Below are 16,189 nucleotides of genomic sequence, written 5' to 3' on the forward strand. Positions count from 1 at the left end.
TTTTGACTACTGCTTGCAAGTGTTTGTTTGTGATGTAGATGTGGATGGGTGGCGGCAGTTGGTTAAGAAAAGCATAACCTCATTGCCTGCAAATTAATATTGTCTTTACACTGCCTTAGGATGGGGGTGATGTTGCAGGGGTAGTTTTGTGGCAACGAACAACGTATCTATGGAACCGATCATCTATTCAATCATCATTGCCGACGACCATGCCGTGGTGCGTCTGGGGCTTCAGTTGATGCTCGACGAAACCCCCGACCTGCGCATCGTGGGGGAAGCCGTCTCGGGCGACGACCTGCTTTACCAACTCTCGCTGCGCCCTTACCACATGGTGGTGCTCGATATGATGATGCCGGGGCGCGACACGGCCGACGTGCTCAAGGAGATTCGTGCCACTTACCCGCACCTGCCCGTGGTCATCTTTTCGATGAATGCCGACGAGGCCTTTGCCATGCGCATGCTCTCCATCGGGGCATCGGCATACATTAATAAGGAGACCCCCACGGCCGACCTGGTGGGGGCGCTTCGACAGGTGGCCACCACCGGACGTTACCTCACCCCGCGTCAGTCGCAACTGCTCATTGAGGCGGCACTCAATCGCGATGTGGTGGCACACAAGCCCCATGAGGAACTCTCGGATCGCGAGTTTCAGGTGTTTACCCTCCTGGCCATGGGGGCACGCAAGACCGAGATTGCCCTTAAGCTCAACATCTCTAAAAACACGGTGAGTAACCATCGCAACAACATCCTCAAAAAGATGGGCTTTGTGCAAAACACCGAACTCACCCGTTATGCCCTTCAGCATGGTTTTATTCGTTAGATGGACGTTGCCGTTGCTGGTGTTGCTCACGGCCTGTCAACCCGGCAAGCGTCCTGTCGCCAAAAGCATCTTGTTGCACTGTGCCGATTCATTATTATATGTCTCGCCGCGCCAAGTGGTGGCCATGACAGCTCAGGCCGATTTGTTGCCTGCCGCCGAGGCCGATTCGCTCCGTCTGTTGATGGGCAAGGCGTGGTACCTCACGGGCGATGGGCAACGGGCGGCTCTCCTGTTCGATTCGTTGTGGAGGGCGCCGGGGGTGCCCGCGGGCATTCGTGCGCAGGCCTGCTTCGAGTTGGCCATGGGGGCCTATTATCAGGCGCATCATCCACGGTGTCTTCACCTCGTTGATTCACTGGCGGCGTTGCCCGTGGTGGCGCACGACTCGTTGTTGCAGGGATGGATGCAGTGGCTCAGGGGCAAGGTGTGGCGCGTGAAGGGCGATTTTGTGCGCTCGCAGCACTGTTTTTACCTGGCTCGTCAGCAGGCCGTGGCCTCGGGCGACCATCGCCTGCTGGTGTCGGTGTTGCTGAGCATGGGCAAGAATGCCCTGGTGGAAGGCAACAAACGGCTGGCCATCGACCATTATCTGGAAGCCTACCGCCAGTGTGCTTTGCTCAACAATCCCTTGCTGACCGGCGATGTGTGCAACCATTTGGGCAGTTATTATTTGCTGACCAACGATCCCGTGCGTGCCCTGGGCTACCACCGTCAGGCATTGGCGTATCGGCGGTTGCCGGCTGTGCCCGATGAGGTGGGGCAGTCGTATATCAACCTGGGGAAGTGTTATCTGGCGTTGCAACGCACCGACAGTGCTGAGATTTGCTTCAATCAGGCATTGGCGCAGTTCGAGCACTCGGGCTACATGAAGGGCATGGTCAAAACGCTTACCAGCCTGGGGCAGTTGCATCTGCAACAGCATCAACACAGCTTGGCGCATGAGGTGTTGCTACGAGCGGGCCACATCGCGAGGCAGTCGGGCTATCGCCTGGGCATGGCCGAGACCTTGCTGGCGTTGGGCGACTACTATCGTGCCGTGCGTCTGCCCCGCCAGGCCATTGTCACCTATCGGAAGGCGCTGGGCACCATTGACGCATCGGGGTTTCACGACTGGCTGGCCAACGTTTATCAGGGGATGTATCTGGCGGCCGTCGATATGGGCGACATGGCAGGGGCGCTGAACTATCATGTGCATCTGCTCGATGCCGAGCGGCAACGTCTCAACGTGGAAACCAACCGCCAGGTGTCGGCGGTGATGCTCGACTTCGACTTTGAGCGGCAGGAGAACGTGAACCGCCTGTTGCGAAAAGATTTGCAGATGGCTGCCGTGGAGATGCGCCGCAATCGCTGGATGATGGCCTTTGCCGTGGTGGCCGTGCTGCTGGTGTCGGTGGTGTGCTGGATCATTTATTCACGTCTTCGGTTCAGGGAGAAAGCACACCGGCGGTTGACGGCGCTCAACGACAGGGTGCAGCAGCAAAACCAGGAACTCACGCAGGTGAACGATCGCCTCAACCGGGTGCTGCGCGACAAGGACAAACTCTTTTCCATCATCTCGCACGAGCTGCGCAACCCGCTCTTTTGGTTCAAGAACCTCACCGGCATGCTCTCGCGAAGTCACGCGAGCATGTCGCCCGACAAGTTGCAACGCTCCATGGCATCGCTCAACGAGTCGGCGCAAAACGTCTATCACCTCATGGATAACCTGCTGTACTGGTCGCGTTCGCAGCTCAACCGCATCGAGCCGCACATGGCTCCCCTGCGTGTGGATGAATTGCTGGGTGGCGTGCTGTCGCTTTTCAGTCACGTGTGGGAGCCCCGCGGACTCACGGTGTCGGTGGCCTTGTTGCCCCATGTGGGCATCACGGCCGATGCCGACCTGATGGCCTGTGTGTTTCGCAACCTGCTCTCGAACGCGGTGAAGTTCACCCCTCCGGGCGGACACATCCGCGTGTCCCTGTGCCGTATCGGCAGCGGGGTGGAGGTGGTCATTGCCGACAACGGCCCGGGGTTGCCCGAGGCGCTGTTGCACGAAGGCATCGCCGGAGAGGTCATCTCGCAACCGGGCTTGCTCAACGAGGTGGGTGCCGGACTGGGGCTGCGCCTGTGCCGCGAGTTTGTGGCCATGCATGGCGGCCGCCTCTCGTTCGAAAGAGCCGATGGCGGCGGCACGGTTGCCCGGGTGGCGATCGATGACCTTTCAGCCTCGTGTTCGACGATCGCACAGCCGGGTGATTGATGACCTCTCAGCCGGCTGGTGGGCGATCGCACAGCCCCGTTTCGCACGGATCGAACGCCTTGGTTCGAATGGTTGATGTTTAAGTAAAAAAAAGGCCACTACTCTATAACTCTTTTGTATCACAATCGCACAACACAACTTCAAAAAACTCTGTGACTACTATATAACTCTTTTACCGAGTGGCACTGTGGCACTGTGGCTCTTTCTCCTCACTGGTTCTCATCTTATCTCACTGAAACTCAGCGTCAGTTCTTGGTTTGTTAAGTTGAGGAAGATGATTAAATGCTGAGTTATCTGCTTTCATATTTAAACGCAATCTACATATTCAAACCAACTCAGCGCCTTCGCGCCTCTGTGTTTATTGAAAACTCTGTGGAACTCCGTGTCTTCTCTGAGTGCCTCTGTGATACCCCTTGCTCCAAACACTTAGTAAGGACGCTTTATCCCCTCGGTTAAAAATGTTTCCCACGCTCATGGGAAGATGTTTCCCACGCCTATGGGAAGATGTTTCTCCTCCCGAATGTGAGTGAAATGCCTGCCATCTCCCTCCACTCTTCCACTTCTCCACTTCTCCACTCTTCCACTTCTCCACTCTTAAACTCCTCCACTTTCCCACGCCCCCCTCCACTTTTTTCCATCCTCTCAATCATCTTTTTCTTTAAATTGATGTGCATAAACCATTGTGCGCATGTTCGCTTTATCTGTCGGTAGATGTCGGTTGGCCTGGAGTTGTTGCCTGCGCGGGTGGGCAATGGGGCTTTTGATGTGGATGTGCGTGGGGGCATCGGGGCAGCAGTTGCTCGAGGTCATCAACCAAACCGAGAAGGCTGTGGTGGCAGCACGTGCCTATGTGCTGGGCGGCCAACTGGTGGATGAGGGTGCCGGGTTTTTCATCAGTGCCGATGGCCTTGCCCTGCTGCCGGCATCGCTCTTTTATTATGGCGATTCGGTGACCGTTGAGCTTCGCTCGGGTCGCACCTATGTGGTGAACCGCATCCTGCAGGCGCATGCGTTTGCCAACATGGCCATGGTGCGGGTGGCCAACCCCCGGAATCACACCTTTACTTATTTGCTGCCCTCGCGCGAGATGTTTGTCGAGAATCAGGATGTGCTCGTGTACAGCCATCCCCTTGAACTCGATGGCGGTTTCGATGCCGTGCAACTGGGGCGGGTGAGTCACCAGTTTTATCTCAAGCGGCAGGCCAGGGTGCGTTCCGGCATCAGCGAGCGTTCCTTTGGGGCACCCGTGGTGAACGTGCGCGGCCAGTGCGTGGGGGTGGTCAATGCCTGGGACGACACCCGTCCTTCTCTGGTGCAAAATATCTTGTTTATGAACGACTCGTTGTGGTTCACCGTCAACAAAGCCACCCGTCAAATGCGCCAGAGTCAGGCCTTGCGCGACCGTCTCTCCCCCGACCTGAATGCGGCCATGTACTACCTCTCGTTGGTCGATTATCCCGAGTCGGCCCGTTACTTCTCCCGTCACCTCAAACTGTTTCCGCGCGACGGGGTGGCTTATGCCTTGCGGGGGCACGTCCGATTTATGTATAAAAACAACTTTGGCAGCCGTGAGGATTTCACCCTGTTGAGTCAGCTCAATCCCAACGACTATCTTCTTTATTATCTCGAAGGGGTGCACCTGATGCGCGAGAAAAAATATGCCGAAGCCCAATCGTCGTTCACCCGATCGCTGGCCGTGAAATCCGACTTTGCCTACGCGCTGGTGGAGCGCGGACGGGCGCGCGTGTTGCTCAAAGGCGATAAGCAAGCTGCCTTCGACGATTTCACGGCCGCCATCCGTGTCGATACCACCTATGCCGACGGCTATTACGAGCGCGCCCGGCTGGTGTTGCAACATGCCGAGAACAATCAGACGGCGCTGGGCGACCTCTCGCGGGCCATCCTGCTCGACCCCAACCTGCCGGGCGCCTGCACCATTCGCGGAACCATTTATTTGGCATTGAACGACTACCGTGCTGCGACCCGCGACTTCGATGTGGCTTTGGTGAAAGATCCCCTCGACCGGTATGCCTACTTTAACAGGGGAGTGGCTTTTTACAACATGGGCATGAGCGAAAGGGCTTGTGTGGATTGGCAGCGCGCCGTTGAACTGGGCTACTCCAAAGCCGCCGATTACGTGGCTGCTTATTGCAGCGCCAAGGTGCGCAAGCAGGGACGATGAAATATTTGCTGCGGTGATGCATGTGATGTTATCATCATCAGATATGGAGATGTGAGATGCCAAGACAGGTGTTCAAATCTCCTCGTCTCTTCTATCTGTCTAATATCTAACCAATGTCGTTAAGTTAAGAGAAGAAGACGCAAGATTGTGAGACAGATGATGAGATAAGGAAAGATATTTAGATCTGTCTTCTTCGTCTTTACAGTCTCATCTATCTGTCTGCGGTCTAAAATTCTTCTTGTCTTTTAATCGCTTGTCACTAACTAAACGACATTGAATATCTAACTGTCTTCTTGTCTTTCTTCCCGTCGAGATTCCCTTTAGGACATCTACATCCGATTATTTCGTTATTTTTGCGGCTCATTTAAAGAATTAACACGCTATGATTACTATTGACCAGGTGAAAGACCTTGTTGAGCGGGAGCAGGCGTTGAGGGGGTACCTTTGACATCGACCGCAAGAAGATTGAAATAGAAGAAGAAGAGACGCGTTCACAAGCCCCGGGCTTTTGGGACGATGCCAAAAAAGCCGAGGCGCTGATGAAACGCCTTCGCGAACTGAAATCGTGGGTGTCGGGCCACACCAAAATTGCCCAAGCCGTTGACGACCTGCAAGTGATTTTCGACTTCCACAAAGCCGGTGAGGCTTCGGAAGAAGAGGTGGATGCTCAATATGCCGAAACCCTTGCCATGGTCGAAGATCTGGAGCTCAAAAATATGTTGCGTCGTGAGGAGGACAAGCTGGGCGCCGTGATTAAAATTGTGGCCGGTGCCGGTGGTACCGAGGCGCAGGACTGGGCTCAGATGCTGTTTCGCATGTATCAGCGCTGGTGCGAACGTCAGGGCTACCGTTGCGAAACCACCAACTATCAGGATGGCGATGAGGCCGGTCTCAAAACCGTGACCATGCAAATTGAGGGCGAGATGGCTTATGGTTACCTAAAAAGCGAAAATGGCGTGCATCGTTTGGTGCGCGTGTCGCCTTTCAACGCCCAGGGCAAGCGCATGACCTCGTTTACCTCGGTGTACGTGGTGCCCCTGGTGGACGACACCATCGAAATTGAAGTCAATCCCGGCATGTTGTCGTGGGACACCTTCCGTTCGTCGGGTGCCGGCGGGCAGAACGTGAACAAGGTGGAGACCGGTGTGCGTCTGCACTACAAGTTCATCAACCCGGTGACCAACCAGCCCGACGAGATTGTGATTGAAAACACCGAGAGCCGATCGCAGTTTGGCAACAAGGACAACGCCATTCGCCTGCTCAAGTCGCAACTCTACGAACTGGAGCTCGAGAAACGTCGTGCTGCCGTGGCCATTGTGGAAGCCGGCAAAAAGAAAATCGAATGGGGCTCGCAAATCCGCAGCTACGTGTTCGACGACCGCCGCGTGAAAGACCATCGCACCAACTTTCAAACTTCGAACGTGAATGCAGTGATGGATGGTGACATCGACGGGTTTATTAAGGCTTATTTGATGGAGTTTGGTGCAGAAGGCGTTTCGTAAACGTCTTTCTCCAATTTCATTATCATTACTATAAAAAACCACTGTGCGGCTGCATGGTGGTTTTTTTTATGGGTGCCACAGTATGTTGAGTAGACATCGGTCAAAAATCATTGTAACTTACAGGAAATAATGCCTGGCATGAAGTATATGTTTGTTGTTTTGATGATGATGCTGATGCTGCTGCCCGAGACGGTAGTGGCCGACAAACCCGCGAATCCATATCGGGTGTTGTGTCTCAACTCCTATCACGTGGGGTTTTCGTGGAGCGATGAGGTCACCAGCGGCATTGTGGGGTATTTTGCGCGGCGCGACAGTTTCGATATCAGGGTTGAGCACATGGATGCTAAGCGGCAATCGCACCAACAGGCCGAGGAGGTGTTTTACCCCTATCTGTTGACGAAATACAAGGGGCAGAAGTTCGACTTGGTGGTGGCGCTTGATAATTCGGCGCTTGATTTGGTGCTGAAACACAAAGATGAGACGTTGTTTAAGGATGTGCTGGTGGTGTTTGGCGGCATCTCTAATCCCCATGACTACCCTCTTGAAGCGCTCGATTTGTATGGGGTGTATGAGCCCGACATGTTTGTGGAGTCGTTCGAGATTATCCGCAGTATCTATCCCGATTTTGATACATTGTATTACTTTTCCGATCGCACCAATACCGGCGTGGTTTATCGCGAAAACGCAAGGCGAACCCTGACCGCATATCCCAACTACCGGTTGGTGGCGGTCGATTCTGTCTATTTAGAAACATTGCCCGACCTGATGAAGCAGTTGGGCGGTAAGGGCATTGTTTATTATGCTGGGGTAAGCGTTGATGGGACGGGGCACTTCATCGATGATTGGGAAGCGGCACGGCTGGTGTTCGAAAACGCCCGCATACCTGTTTTTTCTAATTATATCAATAATGTGAGCGGAGCACTGGGGGGCAATTTTACCAAGGGCGTGGATCATGGCATTTATTGTGCTCATCTGATTGAAAAACGATTGACGGGCAAACACATTGAGAACCGCATTAACACGCCTCCTCTTAGTGGTATTTACGATTATTCAAAGATGGAGATTTACAACATCGACCCCGATCTGTTGCCCAAGTGGAGCCGGGTGATTAATCAGCCTGAGTCGTTTTGGGTGAAGTATCGCAAGCTGGTGTTTTGGAATGCCTTGGTGATTGTGTTTTTGGTGGTGGTGATTGTGTTTCTGATTCGGTACAATGCCATGCAGCGTCATGCTCGCGAAATGATGGCGCAGTCCATGGACAAAGCGTTGGAGGCCGATCGGCTCAAAGGGGCATTTTTGGCCAATGTGTCGCACGAGTTGCGCACGCCGCTCAATGCCATTTGCGGCTTCTCCGAACTGCTTTCGGTCGAAGCCCCGGAGGCGCACGTGGGCGAGTATGTCGAGATCATTCGCACCAACTCTGATTTGTTGTCGCAATTGGTCAACGACCTGCTCGATATTTCGCTCATCGACTCCAATTCCATGGTCATCCATCCTCAGCCCATCGACCTGGAGCCGATTTTTGAGAAGTTGCAGACTCAGGCTGTTTCGTTTCTTCGGATACGGGGCAAGGAACACATTTATGTGCATTGTCACACCAATCCGGCCTGTCGTTACCTTACCAATGACGGGTTTCGTGTCATGCAGGTGATGGTGAATTTTATTACCAATGCGGTCAAATACACCGAGTCGGGGCATATTGAAATCGGGTATGGCCGTGCCGATGAACGTCCCGATTGGGTGTATGCGGCTGATGCGCGTTCGGTGGTGCTGTATGTGAAGGACACCGGCATTGGGATTGCTCCCGAGCAGCAACAAATGGTGTTCGAACGCTTTCGCATGGTCGATACCAAGTTTGTGAGCCAGCATGGTGGTGTGGGGTTAGGTCTGAACATTGCCAAAGCGTTGGTCGAACTCATGGGGGGGCACATCTTTGTCTATAGTGAGCCGGGGAAAGGTTCTGTTTTTGGTTTTACGTTGCCAGCGAATTGAGTGGTGTGTTTCTGTTTTGTTAATGCTTTGTTAAAGGTGTTTTTCTATCCCATTGATATGGTGTTGGATGGCTGTTTTGTGGCAGTTATTTGTCGTTTTTGACCCATTGCCAGAGAAGGATTATTGCGGATGCATCGTCTATCTTGCTACAACCAAAGCGAAAAAAACAAAGTAAATGAAGATTAAACAGATGAAATGGCTCGCAATGTTCCTGTTGTTGAGCTTACATGGAATAATGTCGGCTGCTGTGGACGATGATAAAACCGGAACCATCAGAGGTTTGGTGATTGATGCCAATTCGGGAGAGCCTATTGAATATGCCACCATTGCGGTGTACGATGCGCAAAATAACGTGGTGACCGGTACGGTAACCGATGTCAAAGGGGTTTTTAAGGTGAGTGGACTCAATTGGGGGGTGTATCATTTGCAACTCTCATTTATGGGCTACGATGCACATCGGGTTGAAAATCTATCGGTCACCAATGATAAGCCGTCGCATAACCTGGGGACCGTTCGCCTGGCCGCCAATACTGAAAAGTTGAATGAAGTGGAAGTGGTGGCCGAACGGAAACAGTTTGAGTATAAGATCGACAAAAAAGTGGTGAATGTGTCGGGGCAGGCCACGGCGGCCTCCATGACGGCCATTGAGGTGCTCGAAAATGTGCCATCGGTGAAGGTCGATGTCGAAGGCAATGTGTCGCTGCGTGGCAGTGGCGGCTTTACCGTGCTCATCGATGGCAAACCATCCATTCTCGATGCCAGTGATGCCCTGCGCCAAATTCCGGCCAGTGCCATCGATAACATCGAAATCATTACAAACCCATCCGTGAAGTTTGAGCCCGATGGTACGGCAGGGATTATTAATGTGATCACCAAAAAGAATAAATTATTGGGAGTAAGCGGGCAGGCTGCTGTCAACGCCGGCATGTATGGAACGTATGGGGGCGATGCGTTGCTTAATTATCGACATAAAAAGGTGAATTACATTTTTGGCGGAGACTATAACCGTCGTGTGTTTCCCGGTGAGAATGAAAACGAGCGCCGATCGGTGGTGGGTGATCAAACCAATTATTTGATTTCCAAAGGTGAGGGCGAGCGCGATATGCGCATGTGGGGGCTCCGGGGGGGTGTTGAGGTTGATTTTAACCCCAAAAACAGCATGACTCTTTCGGCTCGTATGGGCGGGCGCGATATGATCATGGAATCACCACAGTCGTTTCATGAGTTTAACGATGCCGGTCTTGACAATCGTTATTCCAGTTTGGAGAATTGGCATCGCCAGGGGCAATTTTATGCATTAAATGGTACTTATGTGCGTCAGTTTGCACAAAAGGGACATCAGGTGAGCACGCAATTCAATATAAGTCATCGCGATGCCACCGAAGAGTCGTCAAACGAAAAAACCAGCGACGGGACATTGCTTGAAAAACGACGCAATCTTGAGGATGGCCCCGGTGATCGTGCTGAGTTGAAAATTGATTACACCCTTCCATTTTCCGAGACCAACAAACTCGAAGCGGGTTATCAGGGGCGATGGGAGTCGGAGAGTGACGAAACAGCTCTCGAGAACTGGGATTTGCTTTCCGGGGCATGGGTGCCAAATGCTCAATATGGTAATAATACCGAAGGCGAACAACAAATTCATGGTCTTTATGCGATGTATGCCGGCATGTGGCGAAAGTTTGGTTATCAGGCCGGCTTACGGGGTGAAACTACCCGACGAACCATCTCCAGTAATTTGTCGGCACAGCAGTTTGAGCTCGACCGTTTTGATCTTTATCCTACATTGCACTTGTCGTTGCAGTTGCCATGGGAGCAGCAGTTGATGGGGGGCTATTCGCGCCGCATTCAGCGTACGCACGGATGGATGCTTGAGCCTTTTATTACCTGGGTGAATGCCTATTACGTGCGTCAGGGGAATGCCGATCTGGAGCCCGAGTTCATCGACTCATACGAACTGGGGTACGTGAAGCAGTTTGAGAATGCCTTTGTGTCGTTCGAAGCTTATCACCGCGTCACCCACAACAAGGTTGAAAACCTACAGCGTCAGTGGGAGGGCGATCCTTCCGGAAACATCCTCATGGGGCAACCTTTTAACGTTGGTAAAGATTACTCCACCGGGTTGGAGCTGAGCATTAACCTGCGCCAGTTAAAATGGTGGGAAGTGAACCTGATGGGTAACCTTTATAATTACGAAGTTACCGGCAGTGCCGGCGGCAAAGATTTCTCGAATCAGACTTTTAACTGGGGTGCCCGCCTGAACAACACCTTTAAAGTCGCCCGCTTGCATCAGTTGCAATTCAATGGACAGTTTAATAGCCCCACCGCAACGGCTCAGGGCGAAGTGCATGGTTATTATAGTTTTGATGCCGCTTATCGGGTTGATTTATTTAAGCGTAAATTATCGGCTGTGGTGCAAGCACGCGATTTGTTTGCCACCGGTAAGCGCATTAGCACCACCGAAGGCGAGAATTTCTACACCTGGTCAAAATGGGGAATGAAAGCCCCTCTGGTGTCGATGACCCTCACCTATCGTTTCAATAATTACATGCCCAAGCGGATGACCAACCGCAATGGTGGTGAAGATATCATGAACGAGGGGGGTGAGTTTTAATGTTTGCAGCATTTTTCTTTGTTTTCTACTTTTTTCATAGTTCTTTTTTGGAAATGAAAATGCCCCGAGTAATCGGGGCATTTTTATTTTGCTTGATGTCCGGTTGTTGAAAGTGGACGGTGAGTAAGCGTTTTATTGATTGTTATTTAGTTAGTTAGCGAGAATGCTGAAGATTGTTTGGTTAAAGGCTCATTGTCTCTAAAGTCTGCTTTGTTTGTCTTTCGTCTGTAATTCTACTTGTCTTTTTTTGAGTATCACAAACGAAATGACATTGAAAAAGCTTTCTATATCACCCTTGCAATTTCGCCATGCATGTGAATGTCCAAGCCGGCTCTTTCCACTTCTTCACTCACTTTAACCTTGGTGAAACGATTGATGATGATGAGCGTGACCCATGTAAATGCGCTGGCCCACACAATTGCCAATATCAAAGCGGTGATTTCTTCGCCGAAGAGAGACCAGTCGCCCCCAAGTAATACTCCATCCTGAATGGATGGGTTGATGGCGTGGCTGGCCACCAGACCCATGAGGATGGTTCCAAAGACGCCCCCCATGCCATGAACGCCCCAAACATCAAGGGCATCATCCCATTTCATGTAATTTTTAAACTCAACTGCAAAATAACAAACCACAGCGGCGAGGATGCCGATGATACATGCCGTTCCCACGGTGACATAACCTGCAGCGGGGGTAATGGTGGCCAATCCGGCTACGGCACCGGTCATCAGCCCGATGAAGGTCGGTTTTTTGGCGCCGGTGTTCCATTCTATCAGTAGCCAGGTGATGGCAGCAAATGAGGCCGACACATCGGTATTGATAAATGCTGATACCGTAATGCCGTTCATGTCCAGTTCGCTGCCGGCGTTAAAACCATACCAGCCGAACCACAGCAGTGCCGTTCCGATGGCAACCAATGGTATGTTGTTGGGTTTGTGAGCTCCTTCTTTTCGTTTGCCCACATAAATGGTGGCCACCAGGGCTGCAAATCCGGCTGTGGCATGCACCACAATTCCACCTGCAAAGTCAAGAACTCCCCACTCTTGCAGGATGCCTCCGCCCCAAATCATGTGTACAAAGGGATAGTAAACGAATATTTGCCAAAAAATCAGGAAAAACACATACGATTTAAAGGTGACCCGGTTGATGAATGCTCCGGTAATGAGCGATGGGGTGATGATGGCAAACATCATTTGATAGGCAAAAAATACGTATTCAGGAAAAGCTTTTCCCGGCATGATGGTGTCGTGGGTAATGCCATTCAAAAAGGCTTTGTCGAAATTTTCTAAAATGCCGAAAAAATCGGTGCCTTCGGCTACGGTTCCGCTAAAGCAAAGTGAGTAACCGAAGGTAAACCACAGAATGGTGGTTAGCCCCAGCGATACAAAACTTTGCATCATGATGTTGAGAATGTTCTTCTTGTTGCCTAATCCGCCATAAAAAAATGCCAGCCCCGGTGTCATGAGCATCACAAGGCTTGTGGCCAGTACCATAAAGGTGGTAACGCCTTTGTTGATTATGGTGATGAATTTAAAGTAATATCTGTTTTTAAGTTTTAATCTATTATCTTAGGGCTGCAAATATAGTGAAATTACAACATGGCCGTTTTCGAATGGGGTGTTTGTTGATAATGTTGTGGTTTTTTTGTTCTCAAGGGGGTGTTGGGATGGGGTGTGTGGTGGATTGATTTGGTTTTTCACCCTGTAAATCTGTGTTTTGTTGTAGATGTAAAAAGCCCCCTCATGCATTGTGAAATGTCATGAGGGGGCTTTTATATGGGGGTGTTTAAATCAAAATGGTTACATGTCGAATATGGATCTTTGTTTATCGGGGGTCATTCTGGTTTTGTTGTTTTTGTAGTTGCGTTGCACTTCTATAAAACGTTCCGCGAAGTTTTCTTCGGGCGCCGGCGCCGGTGATAAGGCTAAGTTTCCGTCGGGGTCAATGAGGTAGTACATGGGCATGGCCTTGATGTTGTAGTCCGACAGAATTCGGCCGTTGCCTCCAAAATGAAGCACTTCCCACTTAAAATTGTTTTTCAGCATGTAGTCAAAGGCCGGCTGGTCGTTTTCGTCGGCCAAAACAGTCAGCACCACCAGGTCGCGTTTCAGTTCGCGGGCAATGGCGGCCAGCGCTTGCAGCTGCTTTTTACAGGCGTAGTTTTGGGTGTGCATAAAGTTGAGATACACGAATTTTCCCCGGAAATCGGCCAGTGAAATGATTTTGCCATTTGTATTGAGCGCTTCGAGTGGTGGCGCGATGGTGCCGGTTTTTAGGCGGTTAATACGGTCGATGATGCGTCGCGCCAAGTGACGTGTTTGGTGGCATTGGGCACGTTCTGTCATTTGAGTGAGCAGGTCATTGATGCGTTTCTCGTCGTAAATTCCCGTGTAATATGCATCGTACAAGGCGCGGATCATCACGGTTTCCCGCAAGTCGTCGCGCGTAAACAAGGTGTCGTTTTTCATAATCAACGACAAGCTGTCGTATGGCGCTCCTTCATTAAACGCCATGCGGAAGCGTTTGCCCGAAGGGCTTTGGAAATAGTAAGCAAAAAAGTCCTTAAACGTCTCGTTGAAACTATCCCAATAAGCCGGCATGCGGTATCGCACCGGTTCGTTACTGAAAAATCGGTTGATGTGCTGGCGTTTGAGTCGGCGCATGGCCAATGCGTAAAGGCGTGACGCTCTGAAGTGTTTGTGCGCGATAAAGAAACTGTCGCTCCCCGACGGATGAATGGAGTCGAGTTGCTCGCAAACACGTTTGGCCAGTGGGCTGTTGTGTTGGTTGAACAACGTCATGGCGTAGGCGTTGTAGTGAGCCTCAAAGTCGATTTCATAATCGTTGATGCGTTCGTTGAAATCTTGCGCATCGGGCGTCAGTACGCCAAGCAGGATGATTTCCGGCTCAAAAAATGGGTTGAATCGTTCGGCTTCGGGACGGGGTTTGTAGGGCGGAAGAGCCAATTGGTAATGTTGTCCGGGTTGTGCATAAAAGGCCCCACGGTAATGTCCCAGGTCGATGGTGCATTGCGTGGTTTCATCGATGGCAAATGCCCCGCTGTAGTTCCCGTCTTCATTGATTGTCAGACGGGTCAGCTCTTCTTGTTCACGCAATAGGGGGTGCGACACCGTTTCTATTATCAGCGTCATCCCGGCATAGTCGGGAGCATTTCCGGTGATGCGCACGCTGTCGGGTGTTGCTCCCCATGCCGTGATGCACCAACACCAAATTCCGGCGGCCAATAATAGACTGCCGACCCGGAGTGTTAAGGTATTTCGGATGAGTCGTTTGTTTCCTGACATTTATCGGTTTAATAGTGACGGGTCGATTTTTATCTTTTCGGGTAGAAATTTGGAAGCATCGCCCCCATGTTTGATGATGTCACGCACGATGGATGAGTTAACGGGGGTGTGTTCGGGCGTGGTGAGCAGAAATACGGTGTCGATGCCGGTCATGGCTCGGTTTACCTGAGCGATGGCTCGTTCGTATTCAAAGTCGGCCGAGGTGCGGATTCCCCGTAGCAGGTGGGTAGCTCCGATGGTTTTGGCATAATCGACCGTCAATCCTTCATATTTGTCCACCCGGATTCGGGGGGCGTTTGAGAATACATCTTTAATCCAGTCGACCCGCATCTCCACCGGGAAAAAATCGGCTTTGTTGGAGTTGTAGCCCACTGCCACCACTATTTCGTCAAAAAGATCGAGCGAGCGGCGAACCACATTTTCGTGGCCAATGGTGAAGGGGTCGAACGATCCGGGGAAGATTGCTATTTTTTTCATGTTTCTCTTCGTATATACAAACGGTAAAATTTGAAAAATTTGTTGGATTGACCAAACGTTTATTCAGGAGCTTCATGGTTTCGTGTTTCAGGTGACGGGATGTTTATTCGTAAGCGTCCATACTAACCATAAATGAACCTGCATGTCAATGTTAAGTGGGTGTGAATAGTGTTTAAAAATTTTGCAATCATTGAAAAAAAAGCCACCTTTACCCCCTGATTTTAAAGGCCAACAGCAGAGAAAGGCCATTGTCACATCATTCTGTTAATCGGTTTTTTATGAGAGGTGCAATTATCGGTGATATTATCGGTTCTGCTTTTGAAAACAACCAGCCTGACGCACAGGATTTTCAATTACTCAAGCCTTTATCGGCATATACAGACAACACCATCACCACGCTGTCGACAGCGGATGCTATTTTGCACAACAAAGCCTATGGCGATACGCTCAAGGATTGGGTGCAACGTTATCCCAAAGCCGGTTATCGCCCACGATTTCTTGAGTGGGCTTTGTCGGAGAATAAGGCCACTTATGTGAGTGAGGGGGATGGTGCTGCCCGTCGCATCAGTCCCATTGGCTTTGCATCTCCTTCGCTCGATGAGGCATTGCGCCAGGCCGAGATGTCTACGGTCATTACTCACAATACGCAAATTCGTATTGAAGCCTCCAAAGCGGTGGCCGGGAGTATTTTTCTTGCCAAGCAGGGTAAGTCAAAGTCGGAAATTAAGCAGCTTATCGAGGAGATATTTAATTATAAGCTCGACCAGACGCTCGAAGAAGTGAAATTGATGTTGAGTCAAACCTCTGACGATTTGCCCACGCCGGTTCCGGCTGCCATGGTGGCTTTTTTGGCCAGCAGCGATTTTGAAGATGCCATTCGCAAAGCCGTTTGGTTGGGTGGCCCCACCCATACCATTGCTTCTATTACCGGTGGTATTGCCCAGGCTTATTATAATCACATTCCTAAGTCGTTGGTGCGAAAAACATTGTGTCGTTTGCCGTCCGAGATGGAGGAACTTATAGAGGAGTTTGAAGCGGCTTATTTGACTCCTGTTTGTTGA

Annotated in this window: 11 protein-coding genes; 7 read left to right on the forward strand and 4 right to left on the reverse strand. The window is 51.2% G+C overall.

Features of this window, described 5'->3' with window-relative positions; all coding sequences use genetic code 11:
• The first annotated feature begins 169 nt into the window (after positions 1–169).
• Together LX69_RS07245 and LX69_RS07250 are read left to right on the forward strand one after the other, a co-directional pair.
• Complete coding sequence (locus LX69_RS07245) at positions 170–820, forward strand: response regulator transcription factor (protein ID WP_111445150.1); 651 nt, start codon at positions 170–172, stop codon at positions 818–820.
• Positions 804–3,059 (forward strand): ATP-binding protein, encoded by a 2,256-nt coding sequence (locus LX69_RS07250; protein WP_170124281.1) that lies wholly within the window; start codon positions 804–806, stop codon positions 3,057–3,059. The genes LX69_RS07245 and LX69_RS07250 overlap by 17 nt, the downstream gene beginning before the upstream one ends.
• 494 nt (positions 3,060–3,553) lie before the next feature.
• On the opposite strand, the gene LX69_RS17960 is transcribed toward LX69_RS07250, so the two are convergent.
• Positions 3,554–3,733: a hypothetical protein gene (locus tag LX69_RS17960; RefSeq protein WP_146260666.1), complete on the reverse strand. Its 180-nt coding sequence runs from the start codon at positions 3,731–3,733 to the stop codon at positions 3,554–3,556.
• Positions 3,734–3,747: 14 nt separating this feature from the next.
• On the opposite strand from LX69_RS17960, the gene LX69_RS07260 reads away from it, so the two are divergent.
• The 4 genes from LX69_RS07260 to LX69_RS07275 all read left to right on the forward strand — a co-directional run bounded on the left by LX69_RS07260 (position 3,748) and on the right by LX69_RS07275 (position 11,349).
• Positions 3,748–5,241, forward strand: coding sequence for a tetratricopeptide repeat-containing S1 family peptidase (locus LX69_RS07260; RefSeq protein WP_146260667.1), 1,494 nt, complete (start codon positions 3,748–3,750; stop codon positions 5,239–5,241).
• Positions 5,242–5,623: 382 nt separating this feature from the next.
• Positions 5,624–6,743 (forward strand): peptide chain release factor 2 gene (gene prfB / locus LX69_RS07265; RefSeq protein ID WP_111445154.1). Its coding sequence is split into 2 segments (ribosomal slippage): positions 5,624–5,686 and positions 5,688–6,743, totalling 1,119 coding nucleotides; the frame shifts between segments, so codons are not numbered across the junction.
• Between the two features lie 138 nt (positions 6,744–6,881).
• Positions 6,882–8,735 carry a sensor histidine kinase gene (locus LX69_RS07270; protein ID WP_170124282.1) on the forward strand — a complete coding sequence of 618 codons (1,854 nt, stop codon included), beginning with the start codon at positions 6,882–6,884 and terminating at the stop codon, positions 8,733–8,735.
• A 175-nt stretch (positions 8,736–8,910) separates the two neighbouring features.
• The gene (locus LX69_RS07275; RefSeq protein ID WP_111445156.1) at positions 8,911–11,349 is read left to right on the forward strand and encodes a TonB-dependent receptor; all 2,439 of its coding nucleotides are present in this window, start codon (positions 8,911–8,913) and stop codon (positions 11,347–11,349) included.
• A gap of 284 nt (positions 11,350–11,633) precedes the next feature.
• On the opposite strand, the gene LX69_RS07280 is transcribed toward LX69_RS07275, so the two are convergent.
• The 3 genes from LX69_RS07280 to coaD form a co-directional block, all read right to left on the reverse strand.
• Positions 11,634–12,839, reverse strand: coding sequence for an ammonium transporter (locus LX69_RS07280; RefSeq protein ID WP_111445157.1), 1,206 nt, complete (start codon positions 12,837–12,839; stop codon positions 11,634–11,636).
• 306 nt (positions 12,840–13,145) lie between these two features.
• A complete protein-coding gene (locus LX69_RS07290) occupies positions 13,146–14,651 on the reverse strand; it encodes a TlpA family protein disulfide reductase (RefSeq protein ID WP_111445159.1) in 1,506 nt (501 codons plus the stop codon).
• Positions 14,652–15,128, reverse strand: a complete 477-nt coding sequence (gene coaD, locus LX69_RS07295) for a pantetheine-phosphate adenylyltransferase (RefSeq protein ID WP_111445160.1) — start codon at positions 15,126–15,128, stop codon at positions 14,652–14,654.
• 278 nt (positions 15,129–15,406) lie between these two features.
• On the opposite strand from coaD, the gene LX69_RS07300 reads away from it, so the two are divergent.
• Complete coding sequence (locus tag LX69_RS07300; RefSeq protein ID WP_111445161.1) at positions 15,407–16,189, forward strand: ADP-ribosylglycohydrolase family protein; 783 nt, start codon at positions 15,407–15,409, stop codon at positions 16,187–16,189.

The sequence above is a fragment of the Breznakibacter xylanolyticus genome, assembly GCF_003254275.1.
Lineage (GTDB): Bacteria > Bacteroidota > Bacteroidia > Bacteroidales > Marinilabiliaceae > Breznakibacter > Breznakibacter xylanolyticus.